General features: G+C 73.0%; 16 protein-coding genes. 11 read left to right on the top strand and 5 right to left on the bottom strand.

Translation table 11 applies throughout. From position 1 onward, the window contains the following. Positions 1-178: 178 nt before the first annotated feature. Positions 179-1,030, top strand: coding sequence for a sulfurtransferase (locus AC02VZ_RS13595; RefSeq protein ID WP_432054645.1), 852 nt, complete (start codon positions 179-181; stop codon positions 1,028-1,030). Between the two features lie 385 nt (positions 1,031-1,415). On the opposite strand, the gene sepH is transcribed toward AC02VZ_RS13595, so the two are convergent. From sepH to AC02VZ_RS13580, 3 genes are all read right to left on the bottom strand, one after another. Next, positions 1,416-2,465 (bottom strand): septation protein SepH, encoded by a 1,050-nt coding sequence (sepH, locus tag AC02VZ_RS13590; protein ID WP_476475429.1) that lies wholly within the window; start codon positions 2,463-2,465, stop codon positions 1,416-1,418. A 461-nt stretch (positions 2,466-2,926) separates the two neighbouring features. Then, positions 2,927-4,246, bottom strand: coding sequence for a D-arabinono-1,4-lactone oxidase (locus AC02VZ_RS13585; protein ID WP_476475428.1), 1,320 nt, complete (start codon positions 4,244-4,246; stop codon positions 2,927-2,929). Next, positions 4,206-5,444: an MFS transporter gene (locus tag AC02VZ_RS13580; RefSeq protein ID WP_432054648.1), complete on the bottom strand. Its 1,239-nt coding sequence runs from the start codon at positions 5,442-5,444 to the stop codon at positions 4,206-4,208. The genes AC02VZ_RS13585 and AC02VZ_RS13580 overlap by 41 nt, the downstream gene beginning before the upstream one ends. Positions 5,445-5,593: 149 nt before the next feature. Between AC02VZ_RS13580 and AC02VZ_RS13575 the strand changes: the two genes are divergently transcribed. After that, positions 5,594-6,721 carry a ferrochelatase gene (locus AC02VZ_RS13575; protein ID WP_432054649.1) on the top strand — a complete coding sequence of 376 codons (1,128 nt, stop codon included), beginning with the start codon at positions 5,594-5,596 and terminating at the stop codon, positions 6,719-6,721. Positions 6,722-6,729: 8 nt separating this feature from the next. After that, the gene (locus AC02VZ_RS13570) at positions 6,730-7,545 is read left to right on the top strand and encodes an inositol monophosphatase family protein (RefSeq protein ID WP_432054650.1); all 816 of its coding nucleotides are present in this window, start codon (positions 6,730-6,732) and stop codon (positions 7,543-7,545) included. Positions 7,546-7,662: 117 nt separating this feature from the next. Here the strand turns inward: AC02VZ_RS13570 and AC02VZ_RS13565 are convergent, their stop codons facing one another. Continuing rightward, positions 7,663-7,836, bottom strand: coding sequence for a hypothetical protein (locus tag AC02VZ_RS13565; RefSeq protein WP_362096349.1), 174 nt, complete (start codon positions 7,834-7,836; stop codon positions 7,663-7,665). A gap of 436 nt (positions 7,837-8,272) precedes the next feature. On the opposite strand from AC02VZ_RS13565, the gene AC02VZ_RS13560 reads away from it, so the two are divergent. The 4 genes from AC02VZ_RS13560 to AC02VZ_RS13545 all read left to right on the top strand — a co-directional run bounded on the left by AC02VZ_RS13560 (position 8,273) and on the right by AC02VZ_RS13545 (position 11,863). Continuing rightward, positions 8,273-8,926, top strand: coding sequence for a response regulator transcription factor (locus tag AC02VZ_RS13560; RefSeq protein ID WP_028424348.1), 654 nt, complete (start codon positions 8,273-8,275; stop codon positions 8,924-8,926). Positions 8,927-8,930: 4 nt separating this feature from the next. Continuing rightward, positions 8,931-10,178 carry a sensor histidine kinase gene (locus AC02VZ_RS13555; protein ID WP_476475427.1) on the top strand — a complete coding sequence of 416 codons (1,248 nt, stop codon included), beginning with the start codon at positions 8,931-8,933 and terminating at the stop codon, positions 10,176-10,178. Positions 10,179-10,569: 391 nt separating this feature from the next. Continuing rightward, positions 10,570-10,866 carry a DUF4193 domain-containing protein gene (locus AC02VZ_RS13550; protein WP_003993510.1) on the top strand — a complete coding sequence of 99 codons (297 nt, stop codon included), beginning with the start codon at positions 10,570-10,572 and terminating at the stop codon, positions 10,864-10,866. Between the two features lie 13 nt (positions 10,867-10,879). Continuing rightward, entirely contained in the window at positions 10,880-11,863 is a 984-nt protein-coding gene (locus AC02VZ_RS13545) for a hypothetical protein (RefSeq protein ID WP_476475426.1), read from the top strand. 306 nt (positions 11,864-12,169) lie between these two features. Here AC02VZ_RS13545 and AC02VZ_RS13540 read toward each other — a convergent pair whose 3' ends face one another. Then, complete coding sequence (locus AC02VZ_RS13540) at positions 12,170-12,634, bottom strand: DUF3093 domain-containing protein (protein WP_476475425.1); 465 nt, start codon at positions 12,632-12,634, stop codon at positions 12,170-12,172. A 57-nt stretch (positions 12,635-12,691) separates the two neighbouring features. Here AC02VZ_RS13540 and AC02VZ_RS13535 point away from each other — a divergent pair, with 57 nt between their 5' ends. The 4 genes from AC02VZ_RS13535 to AC02VZ_RS13520 all read left to right on the top strand — a co-directional run bounded on the left by AC02VZ_RS13535 (position 12,692) and on the right by AC02VZ_RS13520 (position 15,464). Then, positions 12,692-13,276: a PaaI family thioesterase gene (locus AC02VZ_RS13535; RefSeq protein ID WP_432054654.1), complete on the top strand. Its 585-nt coding sequence runs from the start codon at positions 12,692-12,694 to the stop codon at positions 13,274-13,276. Next, complete coding sequence (dut, locus tag AC02VZ_RS13530) at positions 13,273-13,833, top strand: dUTP diphosphatase (RefSeq protein WP_432054655.1); 561 nt, start codon at positions 13,273-13,275, stop codon at positions 13,831-13,833. Before AC02VZ_RS13535 ends, dut begins: the two co-directional genes overlap by 4 nt. A 1-nt stretch (position 13,834) precedes the next feature. Next, complete coding sequence (locus AC02VZ_RS13525; protein WP_164443365.1) at positions 13,835-14,593, top strand: DUF3710 domain-containing protein; 759 nt, start codon at positions 13,835-13,837, stop codon at positions 14,591-14,593. Positions 14,594-14,741: 148 nt separating this feature from the next. Beyond that, entirely contained in the window at positions 14,742-15,464 is a 723-nt protein-coding gene (locus AC02VZ_RS13520) for an ABC transporter ATP-binding protein (protein ID WP_476475424.1), read from the top strand. Positions 15,465-15,542: the final 78 nt, after the last annotated feature.

Raw genomic sequence — 15,542 nt, 5'->3', positions numbered from 1 at the left:
CTGTCCCGGAGGATGCCCGATGTGCGGGCCGTCATCCTCGGCGGCGCGCTGTCGTGCGGGTGGCGATCGGTTGTACAGCATGTGCCTGATCCCGCACACATGGTGATCGGACCTGTCCGGCCGAGCAGATTAGCCGGACGCGGACGCGTCGGCCACCCCGTGCGCGAGGATGGTGACCATGAACGCCATCATCTCCGCATCCGAACTCGTGAGCGAACTGGCCGGCCCGAACCCGCCCGTTCTGCTGGACGTCCGCTGGCAGTTGAGCGCTCCGGCGTCCACCGGTGAGCCGCCCTTCGACGGGCGTGCGGCGTACGCGGCCGGGCACCTCCCGGGCGCCGTGTTCGTGGACCTGGACCGGGAGTTGGCGTCCGCGCCGGGGAAGCGCGGACGCCATCCGCTACCGGACCTCGGGGAGTTCGGCGCGGTGATGCGCCGGGCGGGCGTGTCGTCCGGCCGGCCGGTGGTGGTCTACGACGGCGGACCGGGCTGGGGCGCCGCCCGGGCGTGGTGGCTGCTGCGCTGGACGGGTCACCCGGACGTGCGGGTCCTGGACGGCGGGTTGCCGTCCTGGGAGGGGCCGTTGGAGACGTCGGTGCCCACTCCGCCCCCGGGCGACTTCGAGCCGGTCCCGGCGGCGGACGGGCTGCTCGACGCGGACGGTGCGGCGGAGCTGGCGCGTTCCGGTGTGCTGCTGGACGCGCGGGCGGGGGAGCGGTACCGGGGAGAGGTGGAGCCGATCGACCCGGTCGGCGGCCACATCCCCGGGGCGGTCTCGGCCCCCACCACGCAGAACGTCGGCCCGGACGGCCGCTTCCTGCCCGCCGGGGAACTGGGCGCGCGCTTCCGGGAACTGGGCGTCACCGGCGAGGTTCCCGTCGGGGTGTACTGCGGCTCCGGGGTCTCCGGGGCGCACGAGGTGCTGGCCCTGGCCGTGGCGGGCGTCCCGGCGGCGTTGTACGTCGGTTCCTGGTCGGAGTGGTCCGCGGACCCGAACCGGCCGGTCGCGGTGGGCCCGGACCCGCAGTGACCCGGTCCGCGCCTGCGGGGCGGCCCGGTGGCTCCGGACGGTAGCCCCGGGGGCGTTCGGTCCCGCCATCGGACGCCGGTCCCGTGACCCCACGCCTGTCGCGTGACCCCACGCTCGTCCCGCGATCCGGCACCCGCCCCGTGATCCGGCATCCGCCCCGTGACCCGACGCTCTCCCGACCCTGGCGCGTTCCGGCCTCCGGGACGCGTGTGGGGGAGCGTCCGCCACGGGAGTCGGGAGTGGGGCAGGTGGACGCATGACAGGGGCGCGTGCCGCACGGCGCGCGCCCCTGACTGCGTCACATCCCGTCGACCGGAGTCAACCGGCCGTGGCCCGACGTCCCCGATCGGCTGACGACGGCCCGGCCAGCTCCCGCCGCAACGGCCTACTCCTGTTTCTTCCGCCGCGTGCCGAACACGATCTCGTCCCAACTCGGCACCGCCGCACGGCGCCCCGGACGGACCCCGTCCGCCTCGGCCTGCCGGTCGGTGGAACCGATCAGGCGGTCCCGGTGACCGCCGACGGAACGCGGCATGAGCACGTCCGCGTACGCGGATCCGGCCGAGGCGGCCGGAGCGGGCGGCTCCTCCACCTCGGACTCCACGTCGGGCTCCTCGGGATCCGCCTCCGGCGTACGGTCCGGCACCACCAGGTCGCCCCGGAAGCTGGGTACCGCCTCCAGCAGGCTGGTGAGCGAGTCCCGGTCACCGGCCGACGCCGCCGCCGTGGTCTCCTCCGTGGCGTCGGAGGCCGGCGCGGGCAGGCTCGGGCGCTCGCGGTCCCCGGTGCGGTCCAGCGGGCGGTCGCGGGGCAGCCGGGCGATGCGCGGCACGAACGGGAAGCTGGGCTCGGGCGCGGCGAGGTCGTCGGACTCGCCGATCAGCGAGCGCGCCTCCTCGTCGACGGCCTGGACGAGCCGCCGGGGCGGGTCGTACGTCCAGCTCGCCGAGTGCGGCTCGCCCGCCACCCGGTAGACCAGCAGGACCTCCCAGGTGCCGTCGTCGCGGCGCCAGGAGTCCCACTGCACGGTGTCCTTCTCGGCGCCGCGCAGCAGCAGCCGCTCCTGGACGGCCTCGCCCAGTGGGGGACCGGAGTTCTCGCCGGGGCGCCGGACCGGGGTCTTGCGGGCGCGCTCGGCCATGAAGGCACGCTCGGCCAGCACCGGCCCCTCGAAACGGCGGACGCGGTCGACGGGGATACCGGCCATCTGCGCGACCTCTTCCGCGGTCGCGCCGGCTCGTATACGGGCCTGGATGTCACGGGGGCGGAGGTGGCTCTCCACCTCGATCTCGATCTGGCCGAGGCGAGGACGGTCGCCGCGCACGGCGGCGCGCAGACGTTCGTCGATCGGAAGCGTGTACTCCGTGCTGTCCGCAGCCTTGAGCACCAGCCGTGTGCCGTCATTCGAGACGGCCACGACACGCAGTTCGGGCATGGGGACCTCCCGGGTGGTGCCTGCCGACGTCACCTGCGTCGCTGCTTCCGCTAGTCGAGTGTGGCCTGCCCGGGTGCAGCCTGCCACAACCTTGCCGAGTTGCCCGGCGTGTCGGGCGCGGGCCCTGGATCGCCGTTATGGCACGGTTACCTGTTCGCAACGCTAAGTGACCAATCGCGTCACCCTGTGCAACTAGCCCCCTCCCGGCGGTCCGCAAAGGTCCCGAGCACCCTGACGGGGACCGGACCCAGGGCTCGCCACAGTACTCCATTCGGACCATGTGCGTGGATGGGCGCGCCGCCCAACTTCTCGCAAGGGGTGGGACTTGGCCGCTCCTTCCCGGGTTCCGCGATCTTGAACGTGGGGAACTTCACGCAACCCGGAAAAGTTCCCGCTTCCCGTCCGGCCGGGGCCGGACCGGGCACCGGGGTGCGCGGGCGGGGCCGACCGAACGGACGGCGCTATTCCCCCAGAACGCGGCGGAGGTGGTCGTTGCGGAACAGCCGGTCCGGGTCGAGGCGGTCCCGCAGCGCCGTGAACTCGCCGAACCGCGGGTACACGGCGGCCAGGTGGGAGGCGTCGCGAGTGTGGATCTTCCCCCAGTGCGGCCGCCCCTCGTGAGCGGTGAAGATGCGCTCGGCGGCGGTGAAGTACGCCTGGTGGGGAGTGCCGCGGAACATGTGCACCGCGATGTAGGCGGTGGCGCGCCCCGAGGCGGTGGAGAGCGTGATGTCGTCGGCCGGAGCGGTCCGCACCTCGACCGGAAAACTCACCCGCAATGGTGAACGGTCCACCATCGCCCTCAGTTCACGCAGGGTGTCCGTCAGCGCCTCGCGCGGCACGGCGTACTCCATCTCCACGAAGCGCACCCGGCGCGGCGACGTGAAGACCTTGTAGGGAATGTCGGTGTAGGTCCGGGCGGACAGCGCCCGGCTGGATATCCGTGCCAGCGAGGGAATGGCCGGGGGCGCCGCGCGGCCGACCCAGTTGGCCACCTGGAAGACCCCGTTGGACAGGAACTCGTCCTCGAACCAGCCCCTGAGCGCCGGCACCGGCCGCTCCGGTCCCGCGCTGCGGTTGTTGCGCTTGGTGTTGGTGTTCCCGGTGTGCGGGAACCAGTAGAACTCGAAGTGCTCGTTCTCGGCGTGCAGTTCGTCGAACTCCGCGAGCACCCGGTCGAACGGCATCGGCTCCTCGCGTGCCGTGAGCAGGAACAGCGGCTCCACGGCGAAGGTGATCGCGGTGACGATCCCGAGGGCGCCCAGTCCGATCCGGGCGGCGGCGAAGACGTCGGGGTTCTCCTTGTCGGAACAGGTGAGCACCGACCCGTCGGCGGTGACCAGTTCGAGCGCCGTGATCTGGGCGGCGAGGGAGGCGGATTCGCGGCCCGTGCCGTGCGTGCCCGTGCTCACGGCGCCGGAGACCGTCTGCTCCATGATGTCGCCCATGTTGGTCAGCGACAGCCCCTCCCGGGCGAGCGCCACGTTCAGCCGCTTCAGCGGTGTGCCCGCCTCGACCGTGACGGTGCCGGCCGCGCGGTCGATCCCGCGGATCCCGGTCAGCAGGTCCGGCCGCACCAGCACACCGTCGGTGGCCGCTATGGAGGTGAACGAGTGGCCCGTGCCGACCGCCTTCACCGGCAGACCGTCCTCGGCGGCCCGGCGCACGGCCGCGGCCAGTTCGTCGACGGAGGCGGGCGTCACCTCGCGCGCGGGGCGCACGGTGACGTTTCCTCCCCAGTTACGCCATGTGCCGTTCCTCGTGCTCGCTGTGCTGCCCAACGGAGCCTCCCCGACCCGGCGCCGGCCGCTTGAGCCGGCGGTACCCCAGGAAACCGACCACGACCGCGGCGGCCCCGGCGACCGCCGGAACCCCGTACCCGGCACGCGCCCCGGCCGCGTCGATCACCCAGCCGGCCGCGGAGGAGCCGAGGGCGACCCCGACCGCGAGCCCGGTGCTCACCCAGGTCATGCCCTCGGTGAGCTGCGCGCGTGGTACGTGCTCTTCGATGAGGGACATCGTCGTGATCATCGTGGGAGCGATGGACAGACCCGCAACGAACAGCGCCACGGCCAGAAACGGCAGGTTCCCGACCAGTAGGAGGGGGATCATACTCACGGCCATCGCGCACACGCCCAGGAGCCAGCGCCGTTCCGCCGGACCCACGAAGCGCAGCAGCCCGAAGACGATGCCGGCGGCGCAGGAGCCGAGCGCGTAGACGGACAGCACCACGCTGGCCGCGGCCTTGTGCCCCTGCTCCTCCGCGAACGCCACGGTGACCACGTCCACCCCGCCGAAGATCGCCCCGGTGGCCGCGAACGTGGCCACCAGCACCTGCAGGCCCGGCGAGCGCAGCGCGGTGCCGCCGCCGGAGCGCTCGCGGGGGTGCGGCACGGGCTCGGTGGCGCGCTGCGCGGTCAGCCAGAAGACGCCGACCGCCAGGAAGCAGGCGGCGAGCAGCGGACCGGCCTCGGGGAACCAGGCGGTGGACAGCCCGATGGAGACGATCGGCCCGAAGATGAAGCACATCTCGTCCACCACCGACTCGAACGAGTAGGCGGTGTGCAGCTGGGGCGTGCCCCGGTACAGGGCCGCCCAGCGGGCCCGGACCATCGCGCCCACACTCGGCACGCAGCCGATGCCCACACAGGCCGCGTACAACACCCAGTCGGCCCAGCCGTAGTGCGCGGCGAGCAGCAGCAGGGCGGCGGCCGCGAGCGAGATCAGCGTCGCCGGGCGCAGCACCCGCCGCTGCCCGTACCGGTCCACCAGGCGGGAGACCTGCGGGCCGGCCACGGCCGCGGACAGGGCGATGGTCGCCGCCAGGGCGCCCGCCAGCCCGTACCGCCCGGTGAGTTGGGAGATCATCGTCACGACGCCGATGCCCATCATCGACAACGGCATCCGGCCGAGGAACCCCGCGGCGGAGAAGCTCTTCGTGCCGGGCGCGGCGAACAGGGCGCGGTAAGGGCTGGGCACGAGGTCTCCGGGGTGGTCAGTAAGGCGCCGTCCGAGCCAGCACAGCTTACCGCCCGGTTCACCCGGTCGCACCAGCCGAGGAGCGCCCCGGTGCGCGCTCCCGGCCCTCCGGTTCCCGCCCGTCAGTGCCGGGTGGCAGGATCGTAGACATGCCTGACGAGCTCGATCCCCGCCCCTACGACGCCCTGCTCCTGCTCTCCTTCGGCGGTCCCGAAGGCCCGGACGACGTGGTGCCGTTCCTGGAGAACGTCACCCGCGGGCGCGGGATCCCCAAGGAACGCCTGGAGGAAGTCGGTGAGCACTACTTCCTCTTCGGTGGGGTCAGCCCCATCAACGAGCAGAACAGGGACCTGCTCGCCGCCCTGCGCAAGGACTTCGCCGAGCACGGCCTGAACCTGCCGGTCTACTGGGGGAACCGCAACTGGGCGCCCTACGTGACGGACACCCTGCGCGACATGGTCAACGACGGCCACCACCGCATCCTCGTCGTCGCCACCAGCGCCTACGCCTCCTACTCCGGCTGCCGCCAGTACCGCGAGGACCTCGCCGAGGCACTCGCGACGCTCCAGGCCGAGGGGCTGGAGCTGCCGAAGGTCGACAAGCTGCGCCACTACTTCAACCACCCGGGCTTCGTGGAGCCCATGGTCGACGGCATCGTCGCGTCGCTGGCCGACCTCCCCGAGGAGGTCCGGGACGGGGCGCACATCGCCTTCTGCACCCACTCGATCCCGACCGCCGCCGCGGACACCTCCGGACCGGTCGGGGACCACGGCGACGGCGGCGCCTACGTGCGCCAGCACCTGGACGTGGCCCGGCTGATCGCCGACGCCGTCCGGGAGCGCACCGGCGCCGACCACCCCTGGCAGCTCGTCTACCAGTCCCGTTCCGGCGCCCCCCACATCCCCTGGCTGGAACCGGACATCTGCGACCACCTGGAGGAGCGGCACGCCGCCGGGGTCCCGGCCGTGGTCATGGCCCCCATCGGCTTCGTCTCCGACCACATGGAGGTCATCTACGACCTCGACACCGAGGCCGTCGCCAAGGCCGGCGAACTGGGCCTGCCGGTCCGGCGCTCCTGCACCGTCGGCGACGACCCGCGGTTCGCGGCCGCGATCCGCGAGCTGATCGTCGAGCGGGCCGCCACCGAGCGGGGACAGCGGATCACGCCGTGCGCCCTGGGCGCGCTCGGCGCGAGCCACGACGTCTGCCCGGTCGGGTGCTGCCCGGCCCGCGCCCCGCGCCCCGCCGCCGCGGGCGCCGACAGCCCCTACGCGTGAGGAACCCCGTGACCGACCCCCTGCACGCGGACCTGCTGCAGCTCGCCCGGACCGCGGCCCACCGCGCGGGCGAACTGCTGCGGGACGGCCGCCCGGCCGACCTCGCCGTGGCCGCGACCAAGTCCAGCCCGATCGACGTCGTCACCGAGATGGACATCGCGGCGGAGAAGCTCATCACCTCGCTGATCGCCGAGCACCGGCCCGAGGACGGCTTCCTCGGCGAGGAGGGCGCCGCCACCGAGGGCACCAGCGGCGTGCGCTGGGTGATCGACCCGCTCGACGGCACGGTCAACTACCTCTACGGGTTGCCCACCTGGGCCGTCTCCATCGCCGCCGAGCAGGACGGCGAGGTGGTGGCCGGGGCCGTCGTGGCCCCGATGCGCGGCGAGGCGTACCACGCGGTCCGCGGCGCCGGGGCGTGGGCCACCGGGTCCTGGGAGGGCGAGCGCAGGCTGGCCTGCCGTCCCGCGCCGCCCCTGGACCAGGCGCTGGTGTCGACCGGTTTCAACTACGTCCGCGAGGTCCGCGCCCACCAGGCGGACGTCGCGCAGCGCCTGATCCCCCTGCTGCGGGACATCCGGCGCAGCGGGTCGGCCGCGGTCGACCTGTGCGACGTGGCCGCCGGCCGCCTCGACGGCTACTACGAGCGCGGACTGCACCCCTGGGACATGGCGGCGGGCGACCTCATCGCCCGGGAGGCGGGTGCCCTGACGGGCGGACGTCCCGGACAGCGGCCCTCCCACGACCTCACGGTCGCGGCCTCACCGGGCGTCTTCGAGCCCCTCCAGCGGCTCCTGGAGGACTTCGGCGCCTGGCACGACTGAGGCATCGCGTCCGTACGGCTCACGCGTGCGTGCGACCTCGCGCGCCCACGCGAACGGGCCCCGGCGCTGGATTCGCCGGGGCCCGCTGACGTGCCGTTTCTCGGACGCGCGAGTCGATCAGATGCCGGACAGGCCGACTTCCACACCGTGCTCCGCGGCGAGCCGGCGCAGGTCGTCGAGCTCGCCCTGCTCCACCTCGACGAGGAACTCGTCGCCCTCGTCGCGGGCCCGGGACAGATCGGACTCGGTCGTCCTTATGCGCTGCAGAAGTCCTGCGGTGAAAGCGTCCATGCTGCGCCCCCTCGTCCTGGGTCGTGGGTCGATGGCACGGGGGTGTGCCGTTTCGAAAGGGTTCGATCACGCCCGGAGCGGATGCCCGGCGCCGCTCGGCCGGGGGGCTACGGTGCCGGACACCCACGTCCGCTCTGAAGCGGACCACTAGCTACCGCATGGTGGTACGGCACAAGCAGAGCGTGATCGCGGGGTGTAAGACCCGTCCTCCCCAAGCTCCCTTCCGCGGAAACCTCACCGGACGAGAAAATCTCGTATTCCCCCGGCGTTCCCCGGACGTTCCTCCGCCCGGCACCCGCCCGCACCGGCGGCACTCACGGCTTACCGCCGACTTACGGCCGAAAAGGGCAGGATGGAGGCCAACACACCCACCCGTACCCCTGCCCGCGCGCGCCCGCCCGGCGCCGCCCGGCAGACATCAGGAAGGACAAGCGACGTGCGCGTACTCGTCGTCGAGGACGAGCAGCTGCTCGCCGATGCGGTGGCCACCGGACTGCGCCGGGAGGCCATGGCCGTCGACGTCGTGTACGACGGTGCGGCCGCCCTGGAGCGCATCGGCGTCAACGACTATGACGTGGTCGTCCTCGACCGCGACCTCCCGCTCGTGCACGGCGACGACGTGTGCCGCAAGATCGTCGAGCTCGGCATGCCCACACGGGTGCTGATGCTGACGGCCTCCGGCGACGTCAGCGACCGGGTCGAGGGCCTGGAGATCGGCGCCGACGACTACCTGCCCAAGCCGTTCGCCTTCAGCGAGCTGACCGCCCGCGTGCGCGCCCTGGGACGGCGCACCAGCGTCCCGCTGCCGCCCGTCCTGGAGCGCGCCGGCATCAAGCTGGACCCCAACCGCCGCGAGGTTTTCCGGGACGGCAGGGAGGTCCAGCTCGCGCCCAAGGAGTTCGCCGTCCTGGAGGTGCTCATGCGTAGCGAGGGTGCCGTCGTCTCCGCCGAGCAGCTGCTGGAGAAGGCGTGGGACGAGAACACCGACCCGTTCACCAACGTGGTGCGCGTGACCGTGATGACCCTGCGCCGCAAGCTGGGGGAGCCGCCGGTCATCGTGACCGTGCCCGGTTCCGGATACCGGATCTGATCCCATGGCCGCCACGCCCACCCCCACGCCGGCGTCCCCCCAGGCCCCGCCCAAGCCCACCTGGGATCCCCGCAGGCCGGTGCCGCCCTTCCCCTGGCTGCGCCCCACCATCCGGATACGTCTCACGCTCCTGTACGGCGGGATGTTCCTGATCGCGGGCATCCTGCTGCTGTCGATCATCTACCTGCTCGCGGCGAACGCGCTCAACGTGGGCAGCGACCTGCCGTTCCGGATCCTCTCCGGCAACGTGGCCAGCGAGACCTGCCACCTGGGCAGCGCCGAGGTGCCCGCGGACGAGCTGAACCGGGCGCTGAACGACTGCGTCAACGAGCAGCGCCAGCACGCCCTGGACAACCTGCTCAGCCGTTCCCTCCTCGCCCTGCTCGGCCTCGCCGTCATCGCCTTCGCCTTCGGCTACGCCATGGCGGGCCGGGTGCTCTCGCCGCTCGGCCGGATCACCCGCACCGCCCGCGCGGTCGCGGGCTCGGACCTGTCCCGCCGCATCGAGCTGGACGGCCCGGACGACGAGCTCAAGGAGCTGGCCGACACCTTCGACGACATGCTCCAGCGCCTCCAGCGGGCCTTCACGGCCCAGCAGCGCTTCGTCGGCAACGCCTCCCACGAGTTGCGCACCCCGCTCGCGATCAACCGCACGCTGCTGGAGGTGCACCTCTCGGACCCGGACGCGCCGGTGGAGCTCCAGCAGCTGGGCAAGACGCTGCTGGCCACCAACGAGCGCAGCGAGCAGCTGGTGGAGGGACTGCTGCTGCTGGCCCGCAGCGACAACCAGATCGTCGAACGCAAGCCCGTGGACCTCGCCGAGGTCGCCGAGCAGGCGATCGACCAGGTGAACGCGGAGGCCGCGGCCAGGGGCGTGGAGATCCGCGGTCGGCACGAGCCCGCCGTCGTCCAGGGCAACGGCGTCCTGCTGGAGCGGATCGCGCTGAACCTGGTGCAGAACGCGGTGCGCTACAACGTGCCCGAGAACGGCTGGGTGGAGGTCACCACCGAGGTCCAGCACGGCCGGGCGGTCCTGGTGGTGGCCAACACGGGGCCGGTCGTGCCGGCGTACGAGATCGACAACCTCTTCGAGCCCTTCCGGCGCCTGCGCACCGAGCGCACGGGCAGCGACAAGGGGGTCGGCCTCGGTCTGTCCATCGTCCGGTCGGTGGCCCGGGCGCACGGCGGGCACATCTACGCCCAGCCGCGGGAGGGGGGCGGACTCGTGATGCGTGTCACGTTGCCGATGTGAGATCTCGGCCCGCCCGGACCGTGTTCGCTTTGCGCGGAATTTTTTGGGCACCCGCCCGAGGGTCACGTGTGTGATCGATCACAGGTCGGAAATACCGATCATCCACTCTCTGTGATCATGCGACCGGTCGGAAGGTCGGGAAAGTACCGGTTTTCAGGGCCCCTCATCACGGGAAGTACACGGTGAGGCGCCTTTGGCGCACAGGATCGGGACCGTGTACGGTCCCCATCGCCATCCCAGCCGATCACTCATGAGGGGTCCGGTTGGGTGTCGATTGAGTAACAGACCTTGATGTGAGGCAAAATCTCCGCCTCAGGTCGGGCACAAGTCCGGCCTCTCACGCGTTACGTGCGCTGGAGACACCGCATACACCCAGAGGGGGAGAGCGAGCATGGCAACCGATTACGACACTCCACGCAAGACCGACGACGACGTCGACTCGGACAGTCTGGAAGAGCTGAAGGCCCGGCGCAACGACAAGTCGGCGTCCGCCGTGGACGTCGACGAGTTCGAGGCCGCCGAGGGCCTGGAACTGCCCGGAGCGGACCTCTCGAACGAGGAGCTGGCCGTCCGGGTGCTGCCCAAGCAGCAGGACGAGTTCACCTGCATGAGCTGCTTCCTGGTGCACCACCGCAGTCAGCTGGCCCGGGAGAAGAACGGCCAGCCGATCTGCCGCGACTGCGACTGAGGGAGGGTCGGCCGTGACTGGCTCGACCCCTTCCCGGAAGCGCCGACTCTTCGCAAGGGGAGCGGACCAGGGGCCGCCGCCCGGCGGCCCGCAGCACGAAACGCGTGATCACGAGCGGGGCCCGACCGGTACCGGGACGGCCCCGCTCGAGCACGCCGGACACCCGGGCGACCTCCCGGCTCCCACGGAGGTCCCCCCACCCGTGGCCCGCAGACGGGCCGCCGCCCTCCGCGACAAGGCCAGGGAAGGAGCCCGCAAGGGCGGAGCACGCGCGCGTGCCGGACTGGGCCACCTCGCGGACCGGATCATCGAGATGGCCCCCCGCGTACCCGTGCGCGACCTCGCGACCCTGCGCGCCCAGTTCCCGGGGCTCGGGCCCGAGGAACTCGCGGACAAACTGGTGGCGGGCGCCGCCGGCGCCACGGCCACGGTCGGCGCCGGGGTCGGCGCGGCGGCCGCCATGCCCGTCCCGCCCGCCATGCCGGCCGAACTGGCCGCCGAGGTCACCGGTGTCGCCGCCATCGAGCTGAAGCTGATCGCCGAACTCCACGAGGTCTACGGCGTCCGCCCGGCCGGCACCCTCGCCCGGCGCAGCACCGTCTACCTCAACACCTGGTCCGAGGAGCGCGGCGTCGAGGCGACCAAGCCGTCCACCGTCAGCGCGGCCCTGAACAGCCGGATGAAGCGCGAACTGCGCCAGCGCATCATGAAGCGCACCGTCCGCAACCTGCCCAACCTGATGCCCTTCCTGGTCGGTGCCGCCGTCGGCGCCTTCATGAACCGCCGGGACACCCGCAAACTCGCCGCCCGCATCCGGGCGGACCTGCGTCGCATCCAGGTGCCGTGGGAGGAGCTGGCCCCGCTGCCCGCCCTGGAGACCCCGGCGGACGCCCTGGAGATGGACCACCTCACCGACGGCCGCCCGCTCGACGCCCGCCCGCACGACGCCCGCCCGCACGACGGCCGGGGCACGGAGGACACCGGCCCCGCCACGTGATCACCCGCCTCCAAGGACGGCCCGCCCGCCCCGGTGGGCTCCGGCGCGTGACGCTGCCTCCGGGCGCACGGGGTCCACGGGGCCGGCACGGGGCGGGACGACGGCCGGGTCCGCCCCCGCCGTGGTGAGGGTTCACAGGGCCCGGGACACCCGTGCTGCCGAGCGGCGCGAGACGGCCACGGCACCCGGCACCCGCACCACCGCGAGGCCCCGGGACACCCACCCCCGGCACCCGCACTGCCGCGAGCCCCGAGGCGGCCGGGGCACAGCCCCCGCCGACCCCGGACCACGCGCCCCGGTACGCCGCTACGCGGCCGCCTTGGCCGCCCGCAGCGCCCCCGCCAGCCGCTCCGGCTCCCGGGTCGACAGGAAGACGTACGGCGTGGGATCCGACGGGTCGGTGATCTCCACCCGCACCGCCCCGGGGATGTACGCGCGCAGCAGCATGAAGCAGCGCGGGTCGGCCTTGTGGGTGCGCCAGGCGCGGGCCTCCTCCGCGTCCAGGATCTCCGCCTCACCGAGCGCCGTCACCGGGATCCTGGCCTCACCGGCGATCAGACTGCCGCCCACCACCCGGATCCGCGCCGACCCGTAGGAACTGACCACCACGGCCGCCGCCGCCGTGCCCGCGGCCAGGCCGCCGAGCGCCGGCAGGGTCCCGAACGGCACCACGATCAGGGCGAGGGAGACCCCCGCCAGGAAGCACATCACCCACCAGGCGCGGGGCGCGGTCAGGCGTTCTTCGTACGGGGCGGTGGAGGGCTGCTGCATGGAACCAGCTTGGCACGGTGTCGGGACCGCGCCGACGCGCGGGTAAGGTCTGCGCCTGTGAGTGGTACTTCCCCAGCTCTTCAGCCCCCGGCCGACGCCGGGACACCCGTGCGGCACCCGGACGCGCCCGCCCCCGGCGAACTCCTCGGCGCGCACTACGACCAGTGCTTCGGCTGCGGCGGCGGCCAGCCCCACGGACTGCACCTCCAGGCGCGCGCCGGTGAGGGCGTCTCGGTCACCGCCGAGTTCGTCGTGCAGCCGGCCCACCAGGGCGCCCCCGGCCTGGCACACGGGGGCGTGCTCGCCGCCGCCCTGGACGAGACCCTCGGCTCCCTGAACTGGCTGCTGCGGGTCATCGCCGTGACCGGCAGGCTGGAGACCGACTTCGTCAGCCCCGTGCCCGTGGGCACCACGCTGCACCTCCAGGCCGAGGTGACCGCGGTGGCCGGGCGGAAGATCTACTCGACCGCCACCGGCCGCATCGGCGGCCCGGACGGCCCCGTCGCGGTCCGCGCGGACGCGCTGTTCATCGAGGTCAAGGTCGACCACTTCATCGACAACGGGCGCCCGGAGGAGATCCGGGCCGCGATGGACGACCCCGACCAGGTGCGCCGGGCCCGGGCCTTCGAGGTGAACCCGTGAGCGAGGCCGGCCGTGCCCCGCTGGAGGTCCTCCTCCGGCGCGTCGACCCGGACGTACCGCTTCCGTCGTACGAGCACCCGGGCGACGCGGGCGCCGATCTGCGCACCACCGAACCGTGCGAACTCGCCCCCGGCGAGCGGGCCGTCCTGCCCACCGGGGTGTCCGTGGCGCTGCCCGAGGGGTACGCGGCGTTCGTGCACCCGCGATCCGGTCTGGCCGCGCGCTGCGGCGTCGCCCTGGTGAATGCCCCGGGGACGGTTGATGCCGGGTACCGTGGGGAGATCAAGGTGATCGTGGTGAATCTCGACCCGCGCGAGACCGTGCGGTTCGAGCGGTTCGACCGGATCGCCCAGCTGGTCGTCCAGCAGGTCGAGAGGGTCCGCTTCGTGCCGGTCGCGGAGCTTCCCGACTCGGCGCGGGCCGCAGGGGGTTTCGGCTCCACCGGCGGCCATGCCGCGGTGGAAGGTAAGAGCGGTACAAGCGATCAGGCCGCCGTGGGCGGCACAGCGGGTGGGAATCGATACGCTTCGGTCGTATCCGACCGGGAAGGACAATGACGTGTTCGGACGTCGCAAGAAGAGGGATGCCGCCGAGGACGCGGCCGGCGAGGCCGAGCAGGTCGTCGACGGTGTCGACACCGAGGTGGAGCAGGAGCGCGAGCGGCTGAGGCTCGAGCCGGCGCCGCGGCCCGACGGGCCGTGGGACAGCACCGAGGTCCGCGAGCCCGGCGAGGGCCGCGTCGACCTGGGCGGTCTGTTCGTCCCCGGCGTCGACGGCATGGAACTGCGGGTCGAGGTCGCGGGCGACGCGATCGTCGCGGCCACCGTCGTCCTGCGCGACAGCGCCATCCAGCTCCAGGCCTTCGCGGCACCCAAGCGCGAGGGCATCTGGGGCGAGGTCCGCGAGGAGATCGCGACCGGCATCACCCAGCAGGGCGGCATCATCGACGAGGTCGAGGGTCCGCTGGGCTGGGAGCTGCGGGCCCAGGTGCCGGTGCAGCTGCCCGACGGCACCGGCGGCTTCCAGGTCGTCCGTTTCGTCGGCGTCGACGGCCCCCGCTGGTTCCTGCGCGGCGTGATCTCCGGCCAGGGCGCGGTCCAGCCGCAGGCCGCCGGGCTGCTGGAGCAGATCTTCCGGGACACCGTCGTGGTGCGCGGCGACGGCCCCATGGCACCGCGCGACCCGATCGTCCTGAAGCTCCCCAACGACGCCCAGATGGTGCCCGAGGGCGTCCAGCAGGAGGAGGCCGAGGGCTCCCGCTTCGCCGGCGGCATGGGCCAGCTCCAGCGCGGCCCGGAGATCACCGAGGTCCGCTGACCGTCCTCCCACGTCGTCCCGTGTGACGGGCCGTGCACCCGCGAACCGCCGGGGGCACGGCCCGTCCCGCTTCTCCGGGCCACTGCCTGTTGATCGCCGGACGGGCAGCGGCGATACTGACGCCCGGTTCACGGGGGAGGGCGGTCGGATGAGTCGGGTGGTCACCGAGACCGGTACGGACACCGGGGCGAGGACGGCGACCATGGTGCGCGTGACGGACGTGCACAAGTCGTACGGCACCGGAGCCGCCGCGGTCCACGCGCTGCGCGGCGTCTCCTTCGACATCCCCCGCGGTGAACTGGTCGCCCTCAAGGGCCGCTCCGGGTCGGGCAAGACGACCCTGCTCAACATCGTCGGCGGACTCGACACCCCCGACCGGGGACGGGTCGCCGTCGACGGGCTCGACCTCGCGGACCTGGACGAGAACGGGCTGCTCGCCCTGCGCCGGGACCGCGTCGGGTTCGTCTTCCAGTCCTTCGGACTCATCCCGATCCTGACCGCCGCCGAGAACGTCGGCGTCCCGCTGCGGCTGCGCCGCGCCGACGCGCGCGAGCGGGAGGAACGGGTCGAGCTCCTGCTCTCCCTGGTCGGCCTGGCCGACCACGCCGCCCAGCGGCCCGGCGAACTCTCCGGCGGTCAGCAACAGCGGGTCGCCATCGCGCGCGCCCTCGCCAACAACCCCGCCCTGCTCGTCGCGGACGAGCCGACCGGCCAGCTCGACGCCGAGACCGGGCACGCCGTGATGGAGCTGCTGCGGGCCGTCGTCCGCAGCGAGCGCGTCACCGCCCTCGTCGCCACCCACGACGCCACGCTCCTGGACCTCGCGGACCGGGTCCTGGAGCTCAACGACGGCGAGATCGTGGAGCACTGAGCGGGCACCGGGTGGAGCTCTGAGCAGGGCTCGGGTGGGGCACCGAGCGGGGCAGCGGGCGGAACCCTGCCCGGCAGG

Source organism: Streptomyces sp. 3-6 (genome assembly GCF_056323165.1).
This window is presented reverse-complemented; position numbering and strand designations above follow the sequence as displayed.